The following is an 18,314-nucleotide window of genomic DNA, read 5'->3' as shown; positions in this document are numbered from 1 at the left end:
TGTGATGTTTTTGCCGGGGTAGTGCCAGTAAATTGTTAAGCGTGGTGAGCAGAGATGAATAGCGCGGGGTTGCGGAGAATTCTGTATTGTCGCGCCCGATGCGGCCTCATACACTCAGCCCGATTTCACCATTCTGAGGTAATTATGGTTCGTATGATTAAACTCGCCGCAGTTGTGGCATTGGTTACCGCGTTGAGCGGCTGTATTTTCCCACCGCCGGGCGGCGGTTGGGGTGGCGGTCATGGCCATGGCGGCGGACCGGGACGCGGATTTGTCGGGCCTCATTAATGCGTCTTAGTATTATTTAACTTTTAAGCGAAACGTTTCAATAAATAGGCTTCACGTCAGTGAAACGTTTCGCCGTTAGATATTGAAATACATTTCTTTTTTCGCGTCGCAGCGCGTCTTTTTTTTCTCAAAAATACTGAAAATTTCTTGTTGTTTTAATCTGCTCAGTGCTAACGTCTTTTTTTCTTCTCTCAATGAGCTTGTCGCATGAAAAACCTGATTGCGGAACTCCTTCTAAAGCTGGCTGAAAAAGAAGAAGAGTCTAAAGAATTAGTGGTTCAGGTTGAGGCGTTAGAAATCGTGTTAACGGCGATGCTGCGCAAACTGGATCCACAACAGTTCCATGACATTGCGGCGGGTATTAAATTAGCCATGCCGCCCGTTGCCCCCGCTGCTGAAACGCCTGATACCACCCTGCTGCGCAATTACGTTGAAAAACTGCTGGATCATCCCCGCGTTTAACCTGCTTCGCCTGTTTTTGCAGGCGATTTCCATTATTGATTTCTCGCATTTGCTTATTCCGTGCCATGCTTAACAGGCAATAATGCTATGGAGAATCCGGTAATGAAATCGTGTCTTTTGGCAATAATGGCAGCAGGCTTGCTGTTGGCAGGCGGTGCGAGTGCGGCCGAAAAAACCGCACAGCAGGAAAAAATGACCATGTGTAATCAGCATGCAGGTTCGCAGAATTTGAAAGGTGATGCGCGTAAAAGCTTTATGAGTGACTGTCTGAAAAAAGACAGCAAAATGGGCAGCATGTCACCCCAACAAATGAAGATGAAAACCTGTAATGCCGACGCGGGCGATAAAAAACTCACCGGCGACGCACGTAAAACCTTTATGAGTTCCTGTTTAAAGAAGAGCTGATTTAATTCCCCCGCGAACCTACTCGTCGCGTGTAATTAATGGCAAAGTAGAGATAAGAAGGGTTCATGGTAAACATGAACCCTTTTTTTATCTTGATAATGCGCTCATCGAAATATTCAACTTCTCTTATCACGTCAGAGGAAAAACTCATACCAGGATGCACATCACAAAATAAGGCCAACAACACTGGCAGGATGCATTAGTCCTAATTAGTGACTAATTAATTCGAATCTTTTTAATCCCCGCGAAGCCAGACCGTTCGTTGGGCAGCCTTTACCTGTGGAGTCTGCTATGAATGTGCTTGATTATGCAGTGATGGCGCTATACGCGCTGATGATTGTAGCGATAACCCTGTGGGCGATGCGCAAGGTGGGCAGCACGCGCGATTTCTTTGCTGCGGGTGGCAAAATGCCGTGGTGGCTGTCTGGCGTATCGCACCACATGTCGGGTTACAGCGCCGCGGTGTTCGTGGCCTACGCTGCGGTGGCTTACAACATGGGCATCACCATCTACTTTTGGTGGGCCTTTCCCATTGCGATTGCCGTGCTGTTGGGATCGCGTCTGTTTGCGCCGCGCTGGGCGCGACTGCGCATTTATATGAACATCGAATCACCGATGGAGTATCTCGCCACGCGCTATAACCTGCCGACGCAAATGATATTGGCGTGGAGTGGGGTGCTGCTGAAAACCTTTGATGTGGGAGCAAAGTGGGCGGCAATTGCGGTAATCATTAACGTTTTCACCGGACTCGATCCGCTGGTGGGCATCTGCGTATCGGGTGCGCTGAGTTTGTTTTATACCGTGATGGGCGGGTTGTGGGCCGATGCCTGCAACGATTTCGGTCAGTTTGTCGTACAGTTTGTTGCCGCCATAGTGATGGTGCTGGCGGTGGCAATGCATCTGGGCGGTTTTGCTGAGCTGTTCACCATCTGGCAACGCCTGCCATCCACGCACACACAGATTATTCAGGAACCGTATTCGCTCGGCTTTATCCTCGCCTATTTTGTGATTTATACCCTGAGTTACAACGGCGGGACGTGGAACCTGGCTCAACGATTTATTGCCGCACCCGCTGGCCGCGATGCCCGCAAAGCGGCGCTGCTTTCCGCGGCACTCTATCTCATCTGGCCGCTGATTCTGTTCTGGCCAATGTGGGCGGCGCCGCTGCTGTTTCCCGGTCTGAGCGACCCGTCGCGATCCTATTCGATGATGGCGATGGAGCTGTTGCCGAATGGCCTGGTGGGGTTGGTGCTGGTGGCGATGTTCACTCATACACTATCGATGACCTCCTCTGACGCCAACGCCATCACCGCCGTCGTCACGCGCGATATTCTACCGGGCATGCTGCCAAAACGCTTTCAGCGCGGTAACAGCTCGCTGCTGGTAGCGCGACTCACCGCCTTTCTGTTCATTATCACCACGCTGGTGATTGCCATCAATGCCAGCCACTTTGGCGGCGTACTGTCGCTGCTGATCGTTTGGTTTGGCGGCCTGGTCGGCCCGATTTCGATTCCGATGCTGCTCGGTTTACTACCCGCTTTTCGTCGCAGCGGCAGTGCCGCCGCGCTGGTGAGTTGGGCGGTCGGCGTTGGGACTTTTTTCTGCGTGAAATTCGTTTTTGCCGATGTCAGCACCGCCACCGTGGTGGCTGCGCCGGTGATGTCATCGCTGGTGCTTTTCGTGGTGATGGGCTGGCTGCGCCGCGCACCGGTACGTCCGGAAGTGGACCAGTTGCTCAACGCACTGAATCAGGATCAGCATGTGCCCGGCGATCAGCGCTGGCCGCAGAAAACCAATATTTCTCAGGAGGGATAACATGACGCTATTACAACAGGGGAAAAGAGATCGCCTATGGGTCAAACGCTTCGCCAGCCGCGCTGCGCTGGGAGTCGCGGCTGCACATGACGTTGCGGCGCATTTGCGTCAGCTGTTGAGCACACAAGATGCAGTGCGCATGGTATTTGCTGCTGCGCCGTCGCAAAACGAGTTTCTCGCTGCGCTGATTGCGGAGAACGATATCGACTGGTCGCGTATTCACGCCTTCCACATGGATGAGTACATTGGACTCGATCGCGCGGCCCCGCAGCGTTTTGGTCAGTTTCTATGCCAACACCTGTTTGATGCGGTGCGGCCGGGTGAGGTTCATCTGATCCCTTATGAGGGCGAACCGGCGGCAATTTGCGCCGATTACAGCCAAAAACTCCACGCTGCGCCGATTGACGTGGTGTGCCTCGGCATTGGCGAGAACGGGCATTTAGCCTTTAACGATCCGCCAGTGGCTGACTTCAACGATCCTTTCACCGTCAAGGCGGTGCAACTGGATGCCGCCTGCCGTCAGCAACAGGTCAACGATGGTTGCTTCGCGACGCTGGACGCGGTGCCAACACAGGCGGTGACGCTGACCATTCCGGCCCTGATGAGCGGGGCGCGCCTGTTCTGCATGGTGCCTGGGGCCAGCAAACGTGCGGCGGTAAACGCAACGCTCAATGATGAACTCTCCACCGCTTGTCCGGCAACCCGGCTGCGCCAGCATCCGCACTGCACGCTGTATACCGATAGCGAAGCCTGCGCGGAGGTGACGTTTGACTAGTTCCATTTTGCGCGGCCGTGATTACCGCACGCTGCAACCGATTGAGCTGGAGATTGAGCACAGTTGCATCATCAAGATTCGTTCCCTGCGTGACGTTGAGGAGGATGTCATACTCGCGCCGGGTTTGGTGGATCTGCAGGTTAACGGTTTTCAGGGCGTGGATTTCAACCATTTTCCGTTCAGTGAACTGGATGTGCTGCATGCTACACGCGCGCTGTGGCAGCAGGGCGTGACCAGCTATTTGCCGACGGTCATTACCGCCATGCCAGAAGCGATCGACCAGGCCATGCAGCGTCTTGCCAGCGCCTGTGAACATTACGCGGACGTGGCGCGCGCGGTGCCGGGCTTCCACCTGGAAGGACCGTTTTTATCCCTGGAGGATGGTCCGCGCGGTGCACATCCGCGTGAGGCGATCTGCGCACCGGATATCGCCCTGTTCGACCGCTGGCAGCGCGCAGCACAGCGGCGTATCCGAATGCTGACGCTATCGCCGGAGTGGCCACAAAGCGGGGCGTTGATTCGGCATTGTGTGGCGCAGCAGGTGCGCGTCGCGATTGGCCATACTGCGGCAACGTCGGAACAGATTCATACGGCGGTGGAAGCCGGCGCCACGCTTTCTACGCATCTCGGCAATGGTGCGCATCTGCAACTGCCGCGTCATCCGAATTACATCTGGCAGCAATTGGCGGAAGACGCGCTGACGGCAACGCTAATTGCCGATGGCGATCATCTGCCGCCAGAGGTGCTAAAAGTATTTCTGCGCGCGAAAGGGGAGCAGGCATTGCTGGTGAGTGATGTGACCTCGTTTGCCGGACAGCCGCCGGGCATCTACCACACCGCTATTGGTGGCCGCGTGCAGCTTAGCGCCAGCGGACGTCTCAGCATGGCGGATGCCCCGCAGCTGTTGGCGGGCTCAGCGCGCGGGCTATTGGACGGCGTAAACGTTCTCTTGCGCCACAAGCTCGCCACGCTGGCGCAGGCGATTGAGATGGCATCGCTGCGGCCGGCGCGCCAGCTTGATCTGCCACAGCAGCAAGGTTTAGCGTGCGGCGCTCCCGCTGATGTGCTGCTGCTGGCGCCGTTGGCGGACGGGAGCGTGACGCTACGCGGCTGCGTAAAACAGGGCGCGCGGGTGTGGAGTCATGACGCTGCGACGTAACAGCCGCAGATTATCTTTCTCAGTTAAACAACCACTTATCCACCGCTGCGCTTTGTTGTTGCGGACAAATCACGACGTTTTGCCAGGCTTACTCTTTGTAGGGATTTGTTGTCTACATCAAAAACCAGAAGAATGGAGGCCTATCGTGAGCTATCAAACCGTCGTGGAACTCAAGTCGCTGGCGCAGCGCAAACCCACCAAATTTACCGTGGGTGATACCGATGTGGTGTTGATTCGTGACGATGAGCGGGTACAAGCGTTTCAAGCCAAATGCCCGCATGCGGGTGCGCCGTTAGAGCAGGCCGCAGTATGTGGCGACAAGCTGGTGTGCCCGTGGCATAAAGCGGTGTTTCAGCTGCAGGATGGTCAGATGTGCGAGCCGCTGGCGCTGGCTCATCTGAAGCGTTATCCGGTGCGCGTTGAACAGGGCAAAGTGCTGGTCAATCCGCAAGCGATGTCGCCCGCCAGTTCGCCTTCTCCTCAAGGTCAATCCCCGGTTTGCGTGATCCTGGGTTCCGGTGCTGCCGGTAGCGCTGCGATTTGGACGCTGCGTGATGAAGGCTTTAACGGACACATCGTCTTGATCGAGCGCGAATCACCGGCGCCTTACGATCGCACGGCTTTGAGCAAATTTGTGCCGTCGGGAAAAATGGCGATTGAGGATGTGCCAAAACTGTTAAAGCAGGATGTGCTGGGCGCGGTGGAGCGGATTCAGGGAGAAGTAGAACAACTCAAAGCACATGAGCAAACCTTGATTCTCAAGGGCGGCCAACAGGTTAAATTCGATCAGCTGCTGATTGCCAGCGGTGGCGTGCCGAAGCTGTTGGACATTCCAGGCAAAGATCTGGACGGCGTGCATCTGTTGCGCTCGCTCAATCAGGCCGATGAACTGCTGAAAGAGATAGATAAAACCGAGCAGCTGGTGATCATTGGCAATAGCTTTATTGGTATGGAGATGGCGGGATCGCTGCGCAATCGTGATGTGGATGTCACGGTGATTGCGCGTCATCCGCTGCCCTTTGCCAAACAGTTTGGCGAAGAGATTGGCCGCCACTTTTACGATCTGCACCGCAGCAACGGCGTGAAGTTTGTTGAGGGCGATCCAGTGGCGCTGGAGGGCGAGGGCAAGGTAAAGGCGGTGCGGTTAAAAAGCGGCAACACGGTGGAGGCCAGCCTGGTGCTGTTTGGAACCGGCGTGGTGCCTGCCACGCAGTTTATTCACGACCTGCCGCTCGAAGAGGATGGCAGTTTGCTGACGGATAGCCAGCTGCGTGTGGCTGACAACATTTGGGTGGCCGGTGATATTGCCAGCTATCCTTCGGTGCGCGGCCCGCAACGTATTGAGCATTATCGCGTGGCACATCAGCAGGGGCGCATTGCCGCACTGAATATGCTGGGCAAACAGATAATGTACGATCGCGTGCCGTTCTTCTGGACCGCACATTACGGTACGCGCTATGAATATTTAGGCCATGCGGAAGAGTGGGATGATTATCGTCTGCTGGGATCGCTGCAGGATAAGCGCTTTATCGCCTTCTATTGCCGCGAAGGAATGATTGCGGCGGTGTGTTCTGCCGGGCTGTATACGCTGACGGCAGCGCTGGTGCAGCAGATGCAGCAGCCAATGACGCTGGCGCAGGGGATTGCGCTGTATGAGGCGAGTCAGGGGTAAAGTGCGCGCAGCCCCCTCATCCCAACCTTCTCCCGCCAGCGGGAGAAGGGGGCCGTCCGAGCTAACTATTTCCTCTCCCGCCTGTGGGAAAGATAGATGCTGCAACATGCTCGATCGGTTCCCTCTCCCGCTGTCGGGAGAGGGTTAGGGTGAGGGGCAAGCCGCTCCGATTATTGCTTACTCAACGCCTCTGACTTCGCCATGCAGGCCTGCATCGCGTTGATCACCGCAGCGCGGAAGCCTTTCTCTTCCAGCACTTTTACCGCTTCAATGGTGGTGCCGCCTGGCGAACACACCATATCTTTCAGCTCGCCCGGATGCTTGCCGGTTTCCAGCACCATCTGCGCCGAGCCTTTAACCGCCTGCGCGGCAAACTGGTACGCCTGCGCCCGCGGCATGCCGCCAAGCACTGCCGCATCGGCCATCGCTTCAATAAACATAAACACATAGGCGGGCGCCGATCCGCTCACGCCAACCACCGCGTGAATCAGATATTCGTTCACCACCGCCGCTTTGCCGAAGCTCTCGAAGATGCTGACCACTTCATCCACTTCATGCGGTTCAACCAGCGCGTTTGGCGTCACCGACGTCATGCCTTCATTCACCAGCGACGGCGTATTGGGCATCACGCGAATGATTTTACGATCGTGGCCCAAGACTGAGGCTAACGAATCCAGCGTCACGCCTGCGGCAATCGATACGACCAGCACGTCTTTTTTAAGTTGGCCGGCAAGATCTTTCAGCACTTTGAGGATGACGTTGGGTTTTACCGCGCCAAAAAGAATATCGACTTCACGCGCCATGCTTTCAACGCTTGCGGCGGCGGTTACGCCGTATTGCTGCGCCATCTCCTGGTTGGTTGCCGGCTTACGGTCACACACCCAGATATTGGCCGGGGCGATTTTTCCACTATTGACCAGTCCGCTGATGATGGCTTTTGCCATATTGCCGCAGCCAACAAACCCGATTTTTTTCTCCAGCATCGCATTATCCTTCACGTGGTTCATTTTTCTGTGGGGGTAAGCTTACGTTAGCGGCCATGAATAACAAGGCTGGCAGTTATCAAAAACAGTTGCCATTCTTCAGCAGCACGGCAAGATCAGCCACATTCTCCGCGAAAAAGGATTCACTATGTCGATTTGGGTTGATGCTGATGCCTGCCCCAATGTCATCAAAGAGGTGCTCTACCGCGCCGCCGAGCGCGCCAAGGTTACCGTGACGTTCGTCGCCAACCAGCCGTTACGTGTGCCGCCGTCGCCGTGGCTGAAGACGCTACAGGTCGCCGCCGGTTTTGACGTGGCTGATAATGAGATTGTAAAACGCGTGCAGCCCGGTGAGCTGGTCATTACTGGCGATATTCCGCTGGCGGCGGAAGTGCTGGAGAAAGGGGCGGCGGCGTTGAATCCGCGTGGGGAACGCTACTCGGCGGATACGATTCGTCAGCGCTTGACCATGCGTGATTTTATGGAAACCCTGCGCGCCAGCGGGATTCAGAGTGGCGGCCCATCGACATTGAGCCAACGCGACCGCCAACTGTTTGCTAACGAACTGGATAAGTGGCTACGTCAGCGGTAATCAGACGAAGCTGTCATCGTCATCAAAGTCGCCGCCACTGCCAAAGTCGCCAAAATCATTGTTATCCGCCAGGTTGTTGTCCCAACCTGAGTTATCGTTCAGGAAGGCACTGTTGCTGTCGTTACCGTTAAAGGTATCGAGGCTGTTATCCACCTGCGGCAGCGCGGGTTCATTGATAATGTTCACGATCTCTTCCGGCTGCGAGTGGTGGAACATGCTGGTCAGCATATCCGCCATGACCACGCCTCCGGCCACGCCCACCGCCGTCTGCAATGCGCCGCCCAGGAAACCGGTACCGCGCGCCGGCGCTGCACCATATTGCTGCTGCGGCGGTGGCGCATACTGTTGCTGAGGCTGCGGCGGTGGATTGCCCCATGCCGGTTGCTGCTGTTGTGATGCTGCCGGGCGTGAGCCGCCGCCAAACAGGCTAGAGAGAAAGCCGCCGCTGCTCTGCTGCGGCGCCTGTTGCTGCTGCGCCTGCGCCAGACGATTTTCCAGATCGGTGACCTGCGCATTAAGCTTTTTCAGCGCGGCCTCCTGAATCAAAATCGCCTGCGACATGTAATAGGGCGCGCCCGGCTGGTTCTGTAAATGCTGTTTAATTAATTGCTCGGCACCCGCATCACGCGGGCCGCTTTGCGTCTCAGCCTGTTTCAGACGGCTGAACAGACTTTCAATGAGTTGTTGTTCTTCGCTTTGCATGGGGAATCCTCCGTTTGCGACTTATCACACTATATGAGGGTGCGAACAGAGAAAGTAAATCAACGGCCTGGTAAGGAAATGTTGCCTGCTCTTACATTTAGCCTGATGCACGTTTCACGCATTGCTTTTCTTTTATTTAACAAAGAAGTAGCTCAGCCAAGCGCTGAAATATGCGTAAATCGTGCCTGGCGGGTGGCTGATAAAATAAAATCCAGGTATTATGCGACGCATTATTGACCTGATGACGTTGCCCGTGCGGCACATTACGGCGGAGGATGAGCCCGGATGTCATTACCCATCTATCTGATCGGCGCACGCGGTTGCGGTAAAACCACTGTTGGCCAGGCGCTGTCGCAAGCGTTGGGCTATGCCTTTAACGATACCGATCACCATCTGCAACTCAGCACGCAGCGTAGCGTGGCGGAGATTGTAGCGTCTGAAGGCTGGGAGAGTTTTCGCGCGCGTGAAACTGAATCGCTGCGCGCCGTCACTGCACCTAACACCGTCATCGCCACCGGCGGTGGCATGATATTGGCTGAGTTCAACTGCCGCTTTATGCGCGAACACGGCCAGGTGATTTGGCTCAATGCGCCATCGGATGTGCTGGCTGAACGGCTGGAACATCAGCCGGAAGCGGCGCAGCGTCCCACCTTAACCGGGCGTCCGATTGCCGAAGAGATGGGCGATATTCTGCGCGAGCGTGCGCATCTTTATCGTCAAACGGCGCATCACGAAGTCAACGCCATGCAATCGCCCGATCGCGTGGTGGAACAAATACTGCAGTCGCTTTCGCTCGCCCGCGCCAGCTAAACCCTCAGATTTCTCTCTCTTTTTTTGCAGCGATCCTCCGTTGTCTATACTGAATCGTAGGCAGAGGATCACTGCTGCCCGTGGACAACTGATAGAAGAGGGAAAATTATGCCAACTAAACCACCCTATCCGCGTGAAGCGCGCATCGTCACGGTTGAAAAGGGTTCGGCGGATCAAACCGTCACCTGGTATGAATTACGCGCCGACCATCCCAAACCCGATACCCTAATTAGCGAACACAAAACGGAAGCCGAAGCGCAAGATGCGAAAGAGCGCTATGAGGATGCTGGCAAAGATTGATTAACGTCGAAAAAGATTAACGTCGGCTGGCAAGGATGCTAGCACATAATTAATTACCTCCTGTCACTACATGCTTTTTTATATTTCCGCAAACGCGCTGTCATCCTCAAATAAATCTGCATACTTTCCTGCTAACTATTTATCTGGCCTGATAACATCTTTCAATTTTCTTTTTCCACCGTATTTTCTGCTGTCCTAAATTTAGTGGCAACGGCACGGCTCAAAATTTGCGCTTGACGCATAAAGCCGTGCGTTTTACTTTCGAGATCTTGATAGAGGAACTCAGTTCCATATAGTGAAACAAGCGCCATGACCACACTCGAAAATGCCTCTGCCGTATTAAAGTTGTTCCAGCGCTTTGGCGTGACGCAAGGCCATCCTGGCCTCACCTTTACCGAGGTGGTTGACGCATTGGGTTTGCCAAAAAGTACGGTGTCGCGCCTGCTGGCAACCATGGAAAATGAAGGCTTGCTTGAGCGTGATGCCGAGAGCCGTTGCTTCCAGATTGGCCGCGTTCTGCTCTCGGTGGCAGGTCACTATCTGTCAACGCCGCTGGTAGATAGCGCTTCAGCACCGATGGCGCGTCTGGCAGCCAGCAGCGGCTGCATGGGCTATATCTCGGTGCTGGATGGCGACGATGTGCTGGTCATGCGCATGTATCACGGTCGCTTCTTTACCCAGCTGGTGACGCCGCCGGGCACGCGAGTTTCATTAACCGGCACCTCGACCGGACGCGTGCTGCTTGCACAGCTCAGTGATGAGGAGGTGCGCGACCGTTTTGCCAGCCACTGGCAGGCGGCTTCGATGAACTCACCGCTCACGCTGGATGATTTATGTCGTGAACTGGCTGTGATTCGCCAGCAGGGCTGGGCACTGGCGCGCAATGAGACGCTGCCGGGCATCAGCTCTTTGGCCGTTGCGGTAACCAATAAACATCGCGGTGAAAGTGCCGCGCTCTGTCTCTCGTTTTTATCGCAAGAGGCGGCGCCCGGTTATCCGGAGACGCTGCTCAGTGAACTACGCGCAACGGCTGCACTGATGGCCGAAAAATACGGCGCATAATCCTGTCTAAACAGGAAAACCCTATTTTTGTTTTAAAGGCGTTTATTCGCGCCACACCAGGGAAATAACAGGTCTTCGGACCTGCTTATTTCAATAATCAGGGAACGATTAAATAAATATGTGGATGTCCCGCGTGTCGGGCGTTGCATTTTAAATGCGTTTTCTTCAGGGTGAAAATACGGGGATATCATGCGTCAAAATAATCCAATAAAAAGTGTTGGCGTTGCCTTAATGCTGGTTCTGCTTTCTGTTGCAGGGGCCATTATTGGGGTTCAGCTTATTACCACCATTGGGGTAACACCCAATACGTCTATTATTGGCGCGCTGTTTGCCATGCTGCTGGCGCGTATTCCTCTGCAATGGTTTCGTCGCTACCGTTCGATAGAAGTCCAAAACCTGGCGCAGACCGCGATCTCCTCAGCCACCTTCGGCGCAGCCAACAGCCTGCTGATGCCGATTGCCGTGCCGTGGGCGCTGGGTGAACCGCAATTGGTGCTGCCGCTGTTTGTCGGCGTCAGTGCAGCGATGCTGCTGGATGCCTATTTACTCTATCGCCTGTTTGATACGCGCGTCTTCCCGGCCAGCAATGCGTGGCCACCGGGCGTGGCGGCAGCCGAAGCGATCAAAGCCGGTGATAAAGGCGGTCGTCAGGCGTGGCTGCTGGTGGTGGGGATTGTCGGCGGCATTGTCGGCTCAATGTTGAAAATCCCCATGTCAGCGTTTGGTACTGCATTTATCGGCAATATCTGGGCGCTGAGCATGCTCGGATTGGGGTTCCTGCTGCGTGCTTATGCGCAACCGGTTGCCGGTATTGATATCAACGCACTCTATATTCCGCACGGCGTGATGGTCGGTGCCGGTTTGGTCGCGCTGATTCAGGTGGTGCAGGTGATTCGCAGCCGCCGCAACGATCAGGTTAACGTCAGCCGCAGCGACAGCGAAGTGAAGCGTTCGCTCGGTTTCGGCACCGTGGGTTACATCGTCATCTCCACGCTGCTGGCGCTGGCGGGCGGATTATGGAGCCAGATGGGGCTGCCGATGCTGGTGCTGTTTATTGTTTACGCCGCGTTTGCTGCCTTTGTGCATGAACTGATTGTCGGCATCGCCGCCATGCACTCGGGCTGGTTCCCCGCCTTTGCGGTGGCGCTGATCACGCTGATTCTTGGGATCCTGCTCGGCTTTCCGCCGCTGGCGCTGTGCCTGCTGTGTGGTTTCACCGCCGCCACCGGCCCGGCATTTGCCGATATGGGCTATGACCTGAAAGCCGGCTTTATTCTGCGCGGTAACGGCGCGGATGTGCAGCAGGAGCTGTGGGGCCGCCGCATTCAGCTGATCGCCGCGATGATCGCCTTTGTTATCTGTATTCCGGTGGTGTGGTATGCGCACACCATTTTCTTTGCCGAAAATCTGCTGCCGCCGGTGGCGCGCGTCTATGCCAAAACGATTCAGGCCGGCGCGGAACCGGGTATCGCCGGTAACCTGCTGATGTGGGCGATTCCAGGCGCCATCATTCAATTGATCGGTGGGCCGAAACGTCAGCTTGGCGTGCTGCTGGCAACCGGTTTGCTCATTAACAATGCCGCTGCCGGTTGGGCAGTGATGGTAGGCATCGCGCTGCGTATCCTGATCCTGCGCGTGTGGGGCGAGCGTGGACGTTCTCCGATGGAGGTGATGGCCGCTGGGTTTATCGCGGGCGATGCGCTCTACAGCTTCTTCCATTCACTTTTTGTCAGCAGCACCAAGAAATAATCCAGGGAAATTATTATGAGTTTACAGCAGACACTGCAGGTTTTTGAGTTACTCGACAGCGCCTACATTGATGGTCAGCAGATCGTGGATCTCTTTGCGGCTTATCCCGGTGTGAAGGCGAGCACCAAACGCGTCAGCGGGCCGAAAGGGCGTACCGATTTCGTGCGCATCGATATCCCCGGCGCGCAGGGCAAAAGCAACGGCGGCAACGCGCCGACGCTGGGGATTATTGGTCGCCTCGGCGGCATCGGTGCGCGCCCAACGCGCATTGGCATGGTCTCTGATGCCGATGGCGCGGTGGCGGCGGTGAGCAGCGCGCTGAAGCTGGCGCACATGCAGACCAAAGGCGACGTGCTGGCGGGTGACGTGATCATCACCACCCACATCTGTCCGGATGCGCCAACCCGTCCGCACGAACCGGTCGATTTCATGGATTCGCCGTGCGACGACATCACCATGAATGACAATGAAGTGATTGCGGGCGTCGATGCGATTCTCTCGATCGATACCACCAAAGGGAATCGCATCCTTAATCACAAAGGTTATGCGCTGTCGCCGACGGTGAAAGAGGGCTACATCCTGCGCGTCTCGGAGGATTTGCTGCGCATTATGGAGATGACCAGCGGCAAACCGGCGGTCACTTTCCCGATCACCACGCAGGACATCACGCCTTACGGCAACGGGGTTTATCACCTCAACAGCATTCTGCAGCCCTCCACCGCCACTGATGTGCCGGTGGTCGGCGTGGCAATTTGTGCCGAATCGGTGGTGCCGGGCTGCGGTACCGGCGCCAGCCATGAAGTGGATATCGCCTCTGCGGTGAAGTTTGCGGTAGAAGTGGCGAAGGAGTTTGGGCGTGAAACCTGCCACTTCTATGACCCGCAAGAGTATGCGCTGCTGCTATCTTTGTATGGTAGCCTCAGCCACCTGCGCAACCGGAAAGCCTGATAATGAATACGTCTCTGGTCACACTTACGATTGGTCAATCACCGCGCAGCGACATTCTGCCGCTGCTGCTGGAGCATTTACCCGCTGAACAGGTGGCACATGCTGGACTGCTCGACGGCCTGACGCTGGCCGACGTTGAACAGCAGTACGCGCCCGCGCCGGGTGACAAAGTACTGGTCTCGCGCATGACCAGCGGCGAGCAGGTGCGCCTGTCGGCACCCAAAGTGGAGCAGGGATTGCAGCGAAAAATCAACGCGCTGGAACAGCAGGGCTACGACACTATTCTGCTGTTGTGCACCGGCGAGTTTGGCACGCTGAAAACGCAATCCGCCTTGCTGCTGGAGCCGGATCGCATCATTCCGCCGCTGGTGCGTGCAATTGTGCAGGAGCACAAAGTGGGCATTGTGGTACCGGTCAAAGAGCAGATTGCCGAGCAGGCCAGTAAATGGCGCAATCTGAACTGCCCGCCGTGTTTTGCGGTTGCCAGCCCTTACCTGGCAGAGCAGTCGGATCTGGTGGAAGCAGGATTGTCGTTGCAGGAGCAGGGGGCGGATGTGGTGGTACTGGATTGCATCGGTTACCACCAGAAGCACCGTGATTTCCTGCAGAAAATGCTGGGTATTCCAGTACTGTTATCGAACGTGCTGGTGGCCAAGCTGGCAGCAGAATTGATCGTCTAATGCGAAGAGATCACAACTTGCGATCTGTGGCGCTATTTCGCGTGACAGATCAGCGAGTTCCTTAGTAATCTGCCAGTCACGATAATGTGCTGTGAGGAAGTAATATGCTCAATACGAGTGAGTATTTCGACGGAAAAGTGAAATCCATTGGTTTCGACAGCGTCACCATTGGCCGTGCCAGCGTCGGCGTGATGGCGGAAGGTGAATACACCTTTGGCACTGCTCAGCCGGAAGAGATGACGGTAGTCAGCGGTGCACTGAAAGTGCTGCTGCCGGGCGAAACCGAGTGGAAATGGTACGAAGCCGGTTCCGTTTTCAGCGTACCGGGCCAGAGCGAATTCCATTTGCAGGTGGCCGAGCCTTCTTCATATCTGTGCCGCTACTTGTAAGACTTAAAATGGCCGCGCGATGCGGCCATTTTTTAACGCCAAATCTTCACATCAAGCAGTTGTGTCTGTTCCTCAGGCTTGTCACCTATCTTCGCACTGATTGGAACCATCACTTTCAAATCATCGATCCACGCCTGACGTGACACGAGTGCCGGCTGTTTATCAGATTCAATCAGGCAATCCACGCGTAAATAGTGACCGCTGAACGCGGGGGTAATTTCGTGAGCGTTGCCGCCTTCGTAAACATTGCAGGTTTCACTTTGATAACTTTCGCTGACCCTTTTCACCGGGTCCTCATTGATCAGCACACTTTTATACTGCTGCCCGGCATGCAACGGGTAACGTAGCGTGGTGTCCAGCTTTTTAAGTCGAGTCGGATAGGAAGCTATCGACATGGCAAATTCGAGTTGTGTGTCGTTTGCTAACGATAACCGCTGTACTTTCCAGATACCGTAATCTTCAAGTTTGCGAATAAAGCCTTGCTCGTCTACATCCATGCGTACTTTGACTTCACCGCTACGATTTTTCTCTACCCAGCTGATCTGACGAAAACGTGGCGTCGCCCAAGGATGAATAATCGATTTTGCCTGCTGCTGCACTGAGGCAGATAAAGGAAATCTTGCCATGACAGAGGAAGGATTAGCGCTTAGGTCGGGTAGCACAGGCATGGCTGTTGTGCTGAGAGGCTTGTGTGTAGCGGCGGTAAAGCGCCCCAGCGCGCGAAAGTGCTGCGGATCGGCCAGCGAGCAAAGCTGAATGAAGTTTTTTTCCAAAAGCGTTGTTAACGGAAAAGAGGATTTTCGCCGCTCAATATCTGCACTATCGAGCGAGTCAGTCACATAGCCATTTTCATCAATATCCTGCGCAGACACAGGAATATGTAATTGCGTTTTACAGTTAAAGCGGTAATTTTCAACTTTCAGCGCATAAGGTGCATCGTACGGTGGATCGAAGTCCTTAGCTGCATAATCGTAACCAACACGTACCTGCAATTCATCGCCGTCGCGCTTTAGATTAGCGATGTCAATCAACGCTGTGCTGCCATACTTATCTTCGGTTTGAATTTTTTCCCACACGACAGCTCGCTCGGGTAGCGAGCAAATCCGTTTAATGATTTCAGGATCCTGGTTTGGGCCGGGCTGTGGGGCCAGATAGTGGCTGAATTCAGAACCATAAAAGCGGCCTTTTGTCGCCCCATCATTATCCAGGAAGTTACGATAGAGTGCTTCAGCGCGTAGCGTTTTACAGTCGTAGGCTTGCCATACTTGCATGGCGCCGCCTTGTTTTCCGGCCAACGCAACCATGACATTAAGACGATCACCAATACGCACTGCATTGAGTCGGGTAATGACTGGTTCGCTGAAACTACTGACGGTGAATAGTGAGAGTGCGCCGAATAATACCGCGCGTTGAATTGAAGAAGACATATGCAGAATCCCTTTGCCGAAAGAAGAGGCTATCGGCAGCGCAGGGCAAAACTTAAGGAAGACGTTTTGCCCTGCATTGTCATCGTCGTTAACGCTTCGCTTCGCCGCCTAACGCTTCCACCAGATTAGCGATCAGCGCGGCCAGTTCGCTGGTCATCAAAATGAAATCGGCATCGAAACGCTGAGCGAAATCATCGCGGTCAATGTCATCATTCTGCTCACGCAGCGTGTCGCTAAACTTCAGGCGTTTCACCGAAGCATCATCGGCGATGACAAACTGAATGCGTTCCTGCCAGTCGAGCGCTAGCTTAGTGACCACTTTACCGGCTTCAATATGCGTGGCGATTTCATCGGAGATCAGATCCTGTTTCTTGCAGCGGATCACGCCGCCATCTTCCAGCATCGCCTTCAGCTCGGCTTCATCCATCAGGGCAAAACCGGCCGGCAATTCACCGGAACGCACCCATTCAGTCAGCGTCAGCTCGATCGGATTCTCCAGCGTCAGCGGCACCACCGGCAATGAACCGAGGCTTTTACGCAGCAGTGCCAGCGTATCTTCGGCTTTTTTGGCGCTGGCGCAGTCAACGATGATCAGGTTATTGACGGTATCGATCCACATAAACGTCTGGCTAAAGCGGCTAAACGCGCGCGGCAGCAGGCTATGCAGCACTTCATCTTTCAGCGAGTCTTTCTCGGTCTTCTTCAGCTTGCGGCTCTGTTCCGCCTCCAGCTTGTCGATTTTGGCTTCCAGCGCCTGTTTCACCACCGGCGATGGCAGGATCTTTTGCTCGGTGCGCGCGCAAATTACCATCTGACCGTTGATTTCATGCGTCAGCGCTTCGCTGCGGTTGCCCATCGGTGAAACCCAACCGGTTTTCGCCATATCCTGGCTGCCGCACGGGGAAAAGGTGAAGGCGTCGAGCTGCTTTTCCAGATCGTCTGCGGACAGCGGAATGTCACGATTCAGACGATAAACCATCATATTTTTAAACCACAACATCGGGATTCCTTACCGTGGGTGCGATCAGGCGCACAAGTCTCAAAGTCAGCGCGCATGATAGCGAAACATCGGATTCGTTTCATTGCCTTTCCCGATTCAGCCTTCTACTGTATTGGTCACCAGAACGAATAATGAGGAATAAATCGTGCGGATTGGGATTGATTTAGGCGGCACTAAAATTGAAGTGATTGCACTCTCCGATCGGGGACAAGAGTTGTTCCGCCATCGCGTCAATACGCCGCGTGATGACTACGCTGCCACGGTTCAGGCGATTGTCGATTTAGTGCTGTTAGCGGAAGAGAAAACCGGGCAGCAGGGTACCGTCGGCATCGGCATTCCGGGCACGATTTCGCCTTACACCCAGCGGGTGAAAAATGCCAACTCCACCTGGCTAAACGGGCAACCGCTGGATAAGGATTTGGCGCAGGCGCTGAATCGTGACGTGCGCATCGCCAATGACGCGAATTGTCTGGCGGTTTCCGAAGCGGTGGATGGAGCAGGCGCCGGAAAGTCGCTGGTGTTTGCGGTGATTATCGGTACCGGTTCAGGCGCGGGCGTGGCGATTGGCGGCGAGTCGCGCATCGGCGGTAACGGTAACGCCGGCGAATGGGGCCACAATCCGCTGCCGTGGATGGATGAAGATGAGCTGCGTTACCGCGCGGAAGTGCCGTGTTATTGCGGGTTGCAGGGATGTATTGAGACTTTCGTGTCTGGCACCGGTTTTGCCATCGATTACCAGCGTTTGAGCGGTAAGGCTTTGAAAGGGGCTGAGATCATTAAGCTGATTGAGCAGCAGGATCCCGTGGCAGAGCTGGCGATGAATCGCTACGAAATGCGCCTGGCGAAATCGCTGGCGCAGGTGGTGAATTTACTTGATCCGGATGTGATTGTGCTGGGCGGCGGAATGAGCAATAACGATCGTCTGTATCAAACCGTGCCGGCGCTGATGAAGCAGTGGGTATTTGGCCGTGAGTGTGAAACCCCGGTGCTGAAAGCGGTGCACGGTGATTCAAGCGGCGTACGCGGAGCGGCGTGGCTGTGGCCGGTGAAGAGTTAACAGAGGTCGCCATGAATGGCGACCCAACACAACCCGCCT

21 protein-coding genes are annotated in these 18,314 nt (G+C 55.2%); 16 read left to right on the top strand and 5 right to left on the bottom strand.

Going from position 1 to position 18,314, the window contains the following annotated elements:
• Positions 1 to 144 precede the first annotated feature (144 nt).
• The 7 genes from CRO19_RS26060 to CRO19_RS04405 all read left to right on the top strand — a co-directional run bounded on the left by CRO19_RS26060 (position 145) and on the right by CRO19_RS04405 (position 6,576).
• Entirely contained in the window at positions 145 to 288 is a 144-nt protein-coding gene (locus CRO19_RS26060; protein WP_176519131.1) for a hypothetical protein, read from the top strand.
• Between the two features lie 207 nt (positions 289 to 495).
• The gene (gene iraP, locus CRO19_RS04430) at positions 496 to 750 is read left to right on the top strand and encodes an anti-adapter protein IraP (RefSeq protein WP_097094773.1); all 255 of its coding nucleotides are present in this window, start codon (positions 496 to 498) and stop codon (positions 748 to 750) included.
• A gap of 102 nt (positions 751 to 852) precedes the next feature.
• Complete coding sequence (locus tag CRO19_RS04425) at positions 853 to 1,155, top strand: PsiF family protein (RefSeq protein ID WP_097097587.1); 303 nt, start codon at positions 853 to 855, stop codon at positions 1,153 to 1,155.
• A gap of 291 nt (positions 1,156 to 1,446) precedes the next feature.
• Complete coding sequence (locus tag CRO19_RS04420) at positions 1,447 to 2,970, top strand: sodium:solute symporter family protein (protein WP_097094772.1); 1,524 nt, start codon at positions 1,447 to 1,449, stop codon at positions 2,968 to 2,970.
• A gap of 1 nt (position 2,971) precedes the next feature.
• Positions 2,972 to 3,745: a 6-phosphogluconolactonase gene (locus CRO19_RS04415; RefSeq protein ID WP_097094771.1), complete on the top strand. Its 774-nt coding sequence runs from the start codon at positions 2,972 to 2,974 to the stop codon at positions 3,743 to 3,745.
• Entirely contained in the window at positions 3,738 to 4,904 is a 1,167-nt protein-coding gene (locus tag CRO19_RS04410) for an N-acetylglucosamine-6-phosphate deacetylase (protein WP_097094770.1), read from the top strand. The genes CRO19_RS04415 and CRO19_RS04410 overlap by 8 nt, the downstream gene beginning before the upstream one ends.
• Positions 4,905 to 5,049: 145 nt before the next feature.
• Positions 5,050 to 6,576, top strand: coding sequence for an FAD-dependent oxidoreductase (locus CRO19_RS04405; protein ID WP_097094769.1), 1,527 nt, complete (start codon positions 5,050 to 5,052; stop codon positions 6,574 to 6,576).
• Between the two features lie 170 nt (positions 6,577 to 6,746).
• Here the strand turns inward: CRO19_RS04405 and proC are convergent, their stop codons facing one another.
• The gene (gene proC / locus CRO19_RS04400; RefSeq protein WP_097094768.1) at positions 6,747 to 7,559 is read right to left on the bottom strand and encodes a pyrroline-5-carboxylate reductase; all 813 of its coding nucleotides are present in this window, start codon (positions 7,557 to 7,559) and stop codon (positions 6,747 to 6,749) included.
• A gap of 148 nt (positions 7,560 to 7,707) precedes the next feature.
• Between proC and CRO19_RS04395 the strand changes: the two genes are divergently transcribed.
• Positions 7,708 to 8,151: a YaiI/YqxD family protein gene (locus CRO19_RS04395; RefSeq protein ID WP_097094767.1), complete on the top strand. Its 444-nt coding sequence runs from the start codon at positions 7,708 to 7,710 to the stop codon at positions 8,149 to 8,151.
• On the opposite strand, the gene CRO19_RS04390 is transcribed toward CRO19_RS04395, so the two are convergent.
• Positions 8,152 to 8,853: a DUF2076 domain-containing protein gene (locus tag CRO19_RS04390; RefSeq protein WP_097094766.1), complete on the bottom strand. Its 702-nt coding sequence runs from the start codon at positions 8,851 to 8,853 to the stop codon at positions 8,152 to 8,154.
• Positions 8,854 to 9,138: 285 nt separating this feature from the next.
• On the opposite strand from CRO19_RS04390, the gene aroL reads away from it, so the two are divergent.
• Positions 9,139 to 9,663 (top strand): shikimate kinase AroL, encoded by a 525-nt coding sequence (gene aroL, locus CRO19_RS04385; protein WP_097094765.1) that lies wholly within the window; start codon positions 9,139 to 9,141, stop codon positions 9,661 to 9,663.
• 108 nt (positions 9,664 to 9,771) lie between these two features.
• Positions 9,772 to 9,963 (top strand): YaiA family protein, encoded by a 192-nt coding sequence (locus CRO19_RS04380; protein ID WP_097094764.1) that lies wholly within the window; start codon positions 9,772 to 9,774, stop codon positions 9,961 to 9,963.
• Positions 9,964 to 10,124: 161 nt separating this feature from the next.
• On the opposite strand, the gene CRO19_RS26055 is transcribed toward CRO19_RS04380, so the two are convergent.
• Positions 10,125 to 10,274, bottom strand: a complete 150-nt coding sequence (locus CRO19_RS26055) for a hypothetical protein (RefSeq protein WP_176519130.1) — start codon at positions 10,272 to 10,274, stop codon at positions 10,125 to 10,127.
• Here CRO19_RS26055 and CRO19_RS04375 point away from each other — a divergent pair.
• From CRO19_RS04375 to ppnP, 5 genes are all read left to right on the top strand, one after another.
• Positions 10,273 to 11,025: an IclR family transcriptional regulator gene (locus tag CRO19_RS04375; RefSeq protein ID WP_097094763.1), complete on the top strand. Its 753-nt coding sequence runs from the start codon at positions 10,273 to 10,275 to the stop codon at positions 11,023 to 11,025. The two genes, CRO19_RS26055 and CRO19_RS04375, sit on opposite strands and share 2 nt — an antisense overlap.
• Before the next feature lie 189 nt (positions 11,026 to 11,214).
• Complete coding sequence (locus tag CRO19_RS04370) at positions 11,215 to 12,774, top strand: OPT/YSL family transporter (RefSeq protein ID WP_097094762.1); 1,560 nt, start codon at positions 11,215 to 11,217, stop codon at positions 12,772 to 12,774.
• A gap of 15 nt (positions 12,775 to 12,789) precedes the next feature.
• Positions 12,790 to 13,722: a DUF1177 domain-containing protein gene (locus CRO19_RS04365; RefSeq protein ID WP_097094761.1), complete on the top strand. Its 933-nt coding sequence runs from the start codon at positions 12,790 to 12,792 to the stop codon at positions 13,720 to 13,722.
• 2 nt (positions 13,723 to 13,724) lie between these two features.
• Positions 13,725 to 14,402: an AroM family protein gene (locus CRO19_RS04360; RefSeq protein WP_097094760.1), complete on the top strand. Its 678-nt coding sequence runs from the start codon at positions 13,725 to 13,727 to the stop codon at positions 14,400 to 14,402.
• A gap of 104 nt (positions 14,403 to 14,506) precedes the next feature.
• Positions 14,507 to 14,791 carry a pyrimidine/purine nucleoside phosphorylase gene (gene ppnP / locus CRO19_RS04355; protein WP_007887052.1) on the top strand — a complete coding sequence of 95 codons (285 nt, stop codon included), beginning with the start codon at positions 14,507 to 14,509 and terminating at the stop codon, positions 14,789 to 14,791.
• 32 nt (positions 14,792 to 14,823) lie between these two features.
• Here ppnP and CRO19_RS04350 read toward each other — a convergent pair whose 3' ends face one another.
• Positions 14,824 to 16,218 (bottom strand): hypothetical protein, encoded by a 1,395-nt coding sequence (locus CRO19_RS04350; protein ID WP_097094759.1) that lies wholly within the window; start codon positions 16,216 to 16,218, stop codon positions 14,824 to 14,826.
• Positions 16,219 to 16,306: 88 nt separating this feature from the next.
• A complete protein-coding gene (rdgC, locus tag CRO19_RS04345; RefSeq protein WP_097094758.1) occupies positions 16,307 to 17,218 on the bottom strand; it encodes a recombination-associated protein RdgC in 912 nt (303 codons plus the stop codon).
• Between the two features lie 145 nt (positions 17,219 to 17,363).
• Between rdgC and mak the strand changes: the two genes are divergently transcribed.
• Positions 17,364 to 18,275: a fructokinase gene (mak, locus tag CRO19_RS04340; protein WP_097094757.1), complete on the top strand. Its 912-nt coding sequence runs from the start codon at positions 17,364 to 17,366 to the stop codon at positions 18,273 to 18,275.
• Positions 18,276 to 18,314: the final 39 nt, after the last annotated feature.

The sequence above is a fragment of the Candidatus Pantoea floridensis genome, assembly GCF_900215435.1.
Taxonomy (GTDB): Bacteria; Pseudomonadota; Gammaproteobacteria; order Enterobacterales; family Enterobacteriaceae; genus Pantoea; species Pantoea floridensis.
The sequence above is the reverse complement of the archived record's forward strand: the minus strand, read 5'-3'. Positions and strand labels throughout refer to the sequence as shown.

What these genes read in the sequence shown, in the direction of transcription:
- CRO19_RS26060 (WP_176519131.1), top strand. Translation starts at nt 145, where the DNA reads ATGGTTCGTATGATTAAACTCGCCGCAGTTGTGGCATTGGTTACCGCG.
- iraP (WP_097094773.1), top strand. Translation starts at nt 496, where the DNA reads ATGAAAAACCTGATTGCGGAACTCCTTCTAAAGCTGGCTGAAAAAGAA.
- CRO19_RS04425 (WP_097097587.1), top strand. Translation starts at nt 853, where the DNA reads ATGAAATCGTGTCTTTTGGCAATAATGGCAGCAGGCTTGCTGTTGGCA.
- CRO19_RS04420 (WP_097094772.1), top strand. Translation starts at nt 1,447, where the DNA reads ATGAATGTGCTTGATTATGCAGTGATGGCGCTATACGCGCTGATGATT.
- CRO19_RS04415 (WP_097094771.1), top strand. Translation starts at nt 2,972, where the DNA reads ATGACGCTATTACAACAGGGGAAAAGAGATCGCCTATGGGTCAAACGC.
- proC (WP_097094768.1), bottom strand. Translation starts at nt 7,559, where the DNA reads ATGCTGGAGAAAAAAATCGGGTTTGTTGGCTGCGGCAATATGGCAAAA.
- CRO19_RS04395 (WP_097094767.1), top strand. Translation starts at nt 7,708, where the DNA reads ATGTCGATTTGGGTTGATGCTGATGCCTGCCCCAATGTCATCAAAGAG.
- CRO19_RS04390 (WP_097094766.1), bottom strand. Translation starts at nt 8,853, where the DNA reads ATGCAAAGCGAAGAACAACAACTCATTGAAAGTCTGTTCAGCCGTCTG.
- aroL (WP_097094765.1), top strand. Translation starts at nt 9,139, where the DNA reads ATGTCATTACCCATCTATCTGATCGGCGCACGCGGTTGCGGTAAAACC.
- CRO19_RS04380 (WP_097094764.1), top strand. Translation starts at nt 9,772, where the DNA reads ATGCCAACTAAACCACCCTATCCGCGTGAAGCGCGCATCGTCACGGTT.
- CRO19_RS04375 (WP_097094763.1), top strand. Translation starts at nt 10,273, where the DNA reads ATGACCACACTCGAAAATGCCTCTGCCGTATTAAAGTTGTTCCAGCGC.
- CRO19_RS26055 (WP_176519130.1), bottom strand. Translation starts at nt 10,274, where the DNA reads ATGGCGCTTGTTTCACTATATGGAACTGAGTTCCTCTATCAAGATCTC.
- CRO19_RS04370 (WP_097094762.1), top strand. Translation starts at nt 11,215, where the DNA reads ATGCGTCAAAATAATCCAATAAAAAGTGTTGGCGTTGCCTTAATGCTG.
- CRO19_RS04365 (WP_097094761.1), top strand. Translation starts at nt 12,790, where the DNA reads ATGAGTTTACAGCAGACACTGCAGGTTTTTGAGTTACTCGACAGCGCC.
- CRO19_RS04360 (WP_097094760.1), top strand. Translation starts at nt 13,725, where the DNA reads ATGAATACGTCTCTGGTCACACTTACGATTGGTCAATCACCGCGCAGC.
- ppnP (WP_007887052.1), top strand. Translation starts at nt 14,507, where the DNA reads ATGCTCAATACGAGTGAGTATTTCGACGGAAAAGTGAAATCCATTGGT.
- CRO19_RS04350 (WP_097094759.1), bottom strand. Translation starts at nt 16,218, where the DNA reads ATGTCTTCTTCAATTCAACGCGCGGTATTATTCGGCGCACTCTCACTA.
- rdgC (WP_097094758.1), bottom strand. Translation starts at nt 17,218, where the DNA reads ATGTTGTGGTTTAAAAATATGATGGTTTATCGTCTGAATCGTGACATT.